Raw genomic sequence first — 5,854 nt, 5'->3', positions numbered from 1 at the left:
TGATCGCCGCCGCTCTGGTGGCCGTATACCACCCGTTCTCGCAAGCAGGGGATAGATCGACGACGAGCCTCGATCAAACAACCGACCGATCGAGCTCATCGACTCTCCGCGCTGCCAGCGATCCCAAATCTCTGCCTTCTGTTTCTCCGTAAAATAAATCCGACGACGATAAGCCATACCAACACTCCATCCTTGCTTCCAAAGTGAAGTGTTGCGGCGATCCGTTGAGTCCGCCGCTCAAAGCGGTCATACAAGTGTTTTGATGGGAACGTCTGCTTTCAGAAGGAATACGCTTTAATCATGCATTTTAACTGCGTTCGACAACGGCGGTTGCGCCCTCCCGCAACCACCACGGTCCAACTTTCGTCGGAACCATTGCTCACCTCATCGACGGGCTTTGCTTTTGTGTAAGACGCTAAAGCCAGAATGCCGGCAATATCCCCAACAAGGTCAATAGGATACGTTTCATCCTAAGCGTTGCATCTGGCCCCGAATTTGGCGTATTCCGCCATAGGCACCTAATTTCGGGACCCATTGATTTCGATTTGGTTGCGTGATTCATCGCGTTCAAAACGAGCGGTGAACATTTCAGATCTTTTCTAGTTAAGCGACGAGCAGATGGCGCGTCCGAAGCCCTTCTTCCCAAAGTTCCACGGCAAAACTCGCGTTGATGACAGGCGTATCTTGAGTGGGATTATCTTCATCAATCGCAACGGGTTACGGTGGCGAGAAACACCCACGAAATATGGACCACATAAAACGCTCTACAATCGTTAGAAGCGATGAAGTGACAAAGGCATCTTGGCCAAGAAAAGGCACCTCAAAAAGCGAAATCGAACCAGATTTCCGCGGGAACAGCTCTCGGAACAAATCTGAAGGTTCCAAAACGACCAATCGACAAAACACGCTCCGAACCCAAAACTCACGGAAAGCTGCACATACCCAGACAGTTTCCACACAGTCTCCGGGCTAAGCCGCCATTCGCTCGAGAGAATGCTAAGTAAAACTGGTCAAATTGAAAACTCTGCCGGTTTCAGCGCCGAGCCTCATAGCGCCACAGTTCATTCAGTCACCTGGCGCTCTTTTTCCGGCCAGAATTCATCCACCACGACATATGCGATGATTACAAAAAAAGCGGCGCTGGCAACTTGCAAAACTCGAGTGATGCTCTTGACGTCAGCCTCGTCTGAAAACGGTGCAACCGACCCGCCGTATACAATCAGAGCCGTTGTAATAGCGGAGCCGGCGGCGGCGGCGAGCGGAACTTGAGATTTCCCAAGTGCTCCGAGTGATAGGCAAAAGAAAAAACACAACAGAATGGGGGTGAGAATAACCGGAGCTATTACGTTTATCTCATAACAAATGATGGATACTGCCGCCCCGAGAAGGTTTGCCGTCAGCATTGCTTTTGCCACAGCTTTGCCCGCGGCAGGCATCGCCGCGAGTTGCTGGCTCAGCAGGGCGACAAAGAACAGAACCAGCAATGCAGACGCTCCGGAAATAAAGAACGCCATAGCAAACGGCACTGTGACAAGAGACATCCTGACTATTCGGCGATGTGGATCGAAACTCGGCTGCGCTGCAGCTTTTTTTTGAGCCGCCGTTTGAGTTTCAGCGGGTATCAACACGAACATCAACGTCGATACTAAGCCTGCAAATAGCAGGTTCAACGGTATCCAATAAACGAGTACCAAAGCCAGGTCCTGTGATTGCAGAACCAGGTTCGGAATCATCAATGCGCCCATGAGCGCTATAACACCCGGTAAAACTCCGGCGCCTGAAACGGACCATATGAAAGACAGGATTATTCCAATGGCCACCAGCATAAGAAATACAAGCGGATATGGTGAGAAGATTGACGACAACAGGAACGAAATGAACATCAATCCAATAGAGAAGACAAAGAGCTTAGCAAATGCTGCCAAAGGCAATGCGGCAGGTGCTTGCAGAAAAAGGGCGGCGAACACCGCCCCAACGACGGCAAGCGGCCACCCAAGAAATAAGCCCAATGAAAAGACGCCGGTAACACCCAGCGCAAGCCGGGCGACAGAGCGTTGGTCCTCAGTACGCATAGGACAGTATTGAAACCACGCGGATGTAGGTGCGGCCCACTAGGTTCAACAACGAGTTGTCACTTAGGTACATGATCACATCGGCTTGCCCATTCAGCTGAAAGCGAAGATCATCTTCGGCATTTCCAGCTTCATATCCTGGCAATACGATCCTGACTGGGAATCTCTCAGGCTCCCGCAAAAAACCTTTAGTGCTTGGCGGGCTCGCCAATTGCCCGGGCACATCACCGCCACTTAGGGAAACAGCCGCACTAAAGCTCTCAATGACGCCCGGAATAATCTGACCTGGATGCATATCCAACACCACGTCAACCGGAGAACCTATCGAGGCTCTTCCTAGGTTGTTCTCGGTAAAATACGCCTCGATCCAGACGTCAGTTGCGTCCAGAAACGTCAACAGATCCTGGCCGGACCGCGCATATGTTCCAGGGGCTATCAGCAAGTTTGAGATGACACCGGTCGCCGGAGCTCGTAGTACAGTCCACTCAAGGTTAAGCTCTGCATCCGCCAGGGCAGCCAACGCGCGCTGGATTTTCGGATTTTCAATCCCGTCGTCACCAAGCCTCTGTTTTGCTTTTTCCAGATCCGCTTTTGCGTTCTCATAGTTTGCCTCGGACTCTGCCAGTTGCCCTCGCGCATCATCGGCCTTTGAGACGGCAATCAACCCTTTCTTTTCGAGCGCAAATACGCGTTCCGTTTGAATGCGCATCGTATCCAGATCGCTCTGCGCCCTTGCTAGTTTGGCTTGTGCCGCTCTTACCTCTGCCGAAGATGCGCCCACTTCTTGAGTGGCCGCTTCGAGATCAGCTTCTGCTTTGTCGCGCTGAATCTCGTACGGTCGCGCGTCGATCCGGACGAGGACATCTCCGGCCGAGACTATCTGGCCATTTTCGACCAATACGTCAGTCACAGTGCCTGTCACCTGCGGGACGATCTGGGTCGCCACGGCTTTTACTCTGGCGTTCCCGGTAAATGGCGTTTTCCGATCAGCGACCAAATACCAGACAAGAAAAATCAAAATGACAGCCAGAGTTGTCCATATCGTCTTCCTCATTTCGCCGCACCTTCAGCCGCATCTTCACCTGCGCCCTCGGCTTCGGGCGAAGTATCAATCCACACTTTGAACAGCTCATAGAAGACAGCGAAGAGAACCGGCCCCATAAAGACGCCGATTAAACCGTACGCCATCATACCTCCGAGAACACCGATGAGGATGACCAACATAGGAGTCTCGAGGCCTTTTGAGATGAAAACGGGTCTTAGGAAACTGTCCATTATCATGACTGGAATGGCCAAAACGGTGAAGATCAAAGCAGTTCCGCCGGACATGGAACTCCATGCGTAAATAATTACCGGTATAAGAACCAATCCGGGCCCGATTTGGATAATCGAGAGTATCAGGCAGATAAATGCCAGCGTGGCGGCCGAAGAAATCCCAAACAAAGCCAATAGTATCCAAACGCAGACCGCCTGAATGGCTGCTACGCCAATCACGCCTTTTGTCACGTTCCGAATAGTTGCGCCTGCCAGCGTTACGAATTCACCGCCTCGCGGTGCGAAGACACGGTTGGCAAAGCGCTGAAGACCCTGGACCAAATTTGGCCCGGGACTGAATAACGCTCCCATAATCAACACGGACAAAGCTAAGCCAAGAAGTCCGATGCCGATGCCCAACACCTTTCCGAACAGCGACTTGGTGATCTCAAGGATTTGCGTGCCATATTTCGCAAGCGCGCCGTCAAGATTGCGCACAAACATTCCCCAAACATCGGAAATTTTGTCTCCAACCAATGGCAATTCCTTGAGGCCTTCGGGCGCAGGTGGGACTTTCAGCTCACCCCTGTCGGCCTGTTCCGCAAACTCGGACCCTAGTTCTGCAGCACCAGACACCGCAGTCGCGACTGGCCCCAGGGTCAAAACAAGGCCCAACAAGACCAAGATTGTCGTTGCAAGCTTCTTTCGTCCTCCCAGTTTGGACTGAAGCCAATCAAATGCCGGGTAAAGCGCCACACAGAGGATCGTTGCCCAGATAACCACACTTGCAAGCGGGGCCACCATGACCAGGGCGCTATAGAGGAACAGTCCGAGAAAGAGCAATCGTATTGCCAGATCGACAATCTTCGCGTCCTGAGTCTTTTCCATTCCATCCCTCCATATGTTTTTCGAATGTTACACTCAAAAAACATAATATGTATATTTTTTGAATTGTAGTAATCATCTATCAGTTTGAAGAAACAAATGAATACGGGCCATGGCGTGAGTTGCCCAGTCAAACCAATGCCTGGGCATGAACTTGATTTGGCCGAATTGGGATAATTTATTTGTCCGCTTTTTTGTCGTCTTGGGACAAGATTGTATCTGCCACAGTGGTCGCCGCGGTCACGAAGACACCGAGGCCCACGATGATGTAAATCATTGTGAAGATCTTCCCTGCCGCGGTTTCAGGTGAGAAGTCACCAAACCCCACGGTCGAAATCGTCACGACAGAAAAGTAGATTGAGTCGAGCCAACTCCAACCTTCGACAAAGTGGTAAAAGACCGAGGCCCATAAAATCATTCCAACTGTGAAGGCAAGAATGCCTTTCACTCTACCGTCCTTTAACGCAACGCCCATCCCACGTGTTATTCTGGTTAGTGAGTTCATCGTGTCCTCGTCGTTTGAAGAATTCACATATAGCAGTAATTGGATGAATGTGGAAAATCGATGAAATCTGGCTGCCGTTGTCTGCCATCAGCACCCATTGAACAGAGTAGGTTGATTGGGTAGTGGAGGATTTCAGGCTCATCGTAACCATCAGAGAGTGGAGATGAGAATGAAATCCGGGAAACAGAAAGCGTCGGCAGAGAGGGTCGTCAAAGACATCCGCAGGAAGACTCGGCGCCAACATTCGGCAGAGGAGAAGATCCGCATTGTTTTAAAGGGCTTCGTGATGAAGACAGCATTGCCGAACTGTGCCACCGAGAAGGAATAGCCACGAGCTTTTATTATAGCAGGTCGAAAGAGTTTCTTGAGGCAGGCAAGAAGCGATTGGCTGAGGGCACGGCGCGACAGCACTGAGCCCGAAGGGGACAAGCGACCTCTTTCCTTCGTGCAGAGCGCAGCGAATGTTGGCTCTGAGCCGATTGTATTGAAAACTCCGTTCCTAGCGTTCACCAGTTAATTTTTTTCGCCAGACAAGCCGATTGTTACAGCGATACAAAGCCGACGATCCGCAACAAGTCAGCTGAAAATACGCCAGTTTTCTTGCGCTCGGTGCTGTTGCTTTTTCAAATCGCTGTAAAACCCATTCGGTGGTTTCGGGTTAAGCATAATGTTGGCTCGCTATCGGGTGAAGCCTGATCTAGGCTCAGGACTCATAACCAGAAAATTACGGTTGCGGCGAGAGCGATGGCCGAAAGGAACACCTTGGGGCATCTGTCATGGCGGGTTGCCACGCGCCTCCAATCTTTCAAGCGGCCAAACATGATCTCGATACGATTGCGGCGTTTGTATCGGCGTTTGTCATATTTGACGGCCTTGCCGCGTGACTTTCGTCCGGGGATGCAAGGCGTTACTCCCACATCTACAAGGGCTTCACGGAACCAATCCGCATCATAGCCACGATCCCCAAGCAGCCAGTCGGCTGCTGGCAGGCTACTGACAAGAGCTCTCGCCCCAGTGTAGTCGCTTACTTGACCGGCGGTCATGAAGAACCGAATGGGCCGCCCAACCGTGTCAGCCACTGCATGCAACTTTGTGTTCATGCCGCCTTTGGTACGCCCGATCAGGCGTCCGCGCCCCC

5 protein-coding genes and 3 pseudogenes are annotated in these 5,854 nt (G+C 51.6%); 2 read left to right on the top strand and 6 right to left on the bottom strand.

The window, feature by feature from the left end:
* Window positions 1-177 (bottom strand): annotated as a pseudogene (locus RUA4292_RS25720) (IS30 family transposase); the annotation flags it as partial.
* A 408-nt stretch (window positions 178-585) separates the two neighbouring features.
* Between RUA4292_RS25720 and RUA4292_RS24125 the strand changes: the two are divergent.
* Window positions 586-774: pseudogene (locus RUA4292_RS24125) on the top strand (transposase); the annotation flags it as partial.
* Window positions 775-1,061: 287 nt separating this feature from the next.
* Here the strand turns inward: RUA4292_RS24125 and RUA4292_RS15825 are convergent.
* The 4 genes from RUA4292_RS15825 to RUA4292_RS15810 form a co-directional block, all read right to left on the bottom strand.
* Window positions 1,062-2,072 carry a DUF2955 domain-containing protein gene (locus RUA4292_RS15825; protein ID WP_058278483.1) on the bottom strand — a complete coding sequence of 337 codons (1,011 nt, stop codon included), beginning with the start codon at window positions 2,070-2,072 and terminating at the stop codon, window positions 1,062-1,064.
* Window positions 2,062-3,126: an HlyD family secretion protein gene (locus tag RUA4292_RS15820; RefSeq protein ID WP_058278482.1), complete on the bottom strand. Its 1,065-nt coding sequence runs from the start codon at window positions 3,124-3,126 to the stop codon at window positions 2,062-2,064. The genes RUA4292_RS15825 and RUA4292_RS15820 overlap by 11 nt, the downstream gene beginning before the upstream one ends.
* Entirely contained in the window at window positions 3,123-4,214 is a 1,092-nt protein-coding gene (locus RUA4292_RS15815) for an AI-2E family transporter (protein ID WP_058278481.1), read from the bottom strand. Before RUA4292_RS15815 ends, RUA4292_RS15820 begins: the two co-directional genes overlap by 4 nt.
* 175 nt (window positions 4,215-4,389) lie before the next feature.
* A complete protein-coding gene (locus RUA4292_RS15810; RefSeq protein WP_233493465.1) occupies window positions 4,390-4,659 on the bottom strand; it encodes a potassium channel family protein in 270 nt (89 codons plus the stop codon).
* Between the two features lie 220 nt (window positions 4,660-4,879).
* Here RUA4292_RS15810 and RUA4292_RS15805 point away from each other — a divergent pair.
* A pseudogene (locus RUA4292_RS15805) lies at window positions 4,880-5,121 on the top strand (transposase); the annotation flags it as partial.
* A 305-nt stretch (window positions 5,122-5,426) separates the two neighbouring features.
* Here the strand turns inward: RUA4292_RS15805 and RUA4292_RS15800 are convergent.
* Window positions 5,427-5,854, bottom strand: a 428-nt coding sequence (locus tag RUA4292_RS15800; RefSeq protein ID WP_145974981.1) for an IS5 family transposase, incomplete at its 5' end; no start/stop codon positions are given.

The sequence above is a fragment of the Ruegeria atlantica genome (genome assembly GCF_001458195.1).
Lineage (GTDB): Bacteria > Pseudomonadota > Alphaproteobacteria > Rhodobacterales > Rhodobacteraceae > Ruegeria > Ruegeria atlantica.
The sequence above is the reverse complement of the archived record's forward strand: the minus strand, read 5'-3'. Positions and strand labels throughout refer to the sequence as shown.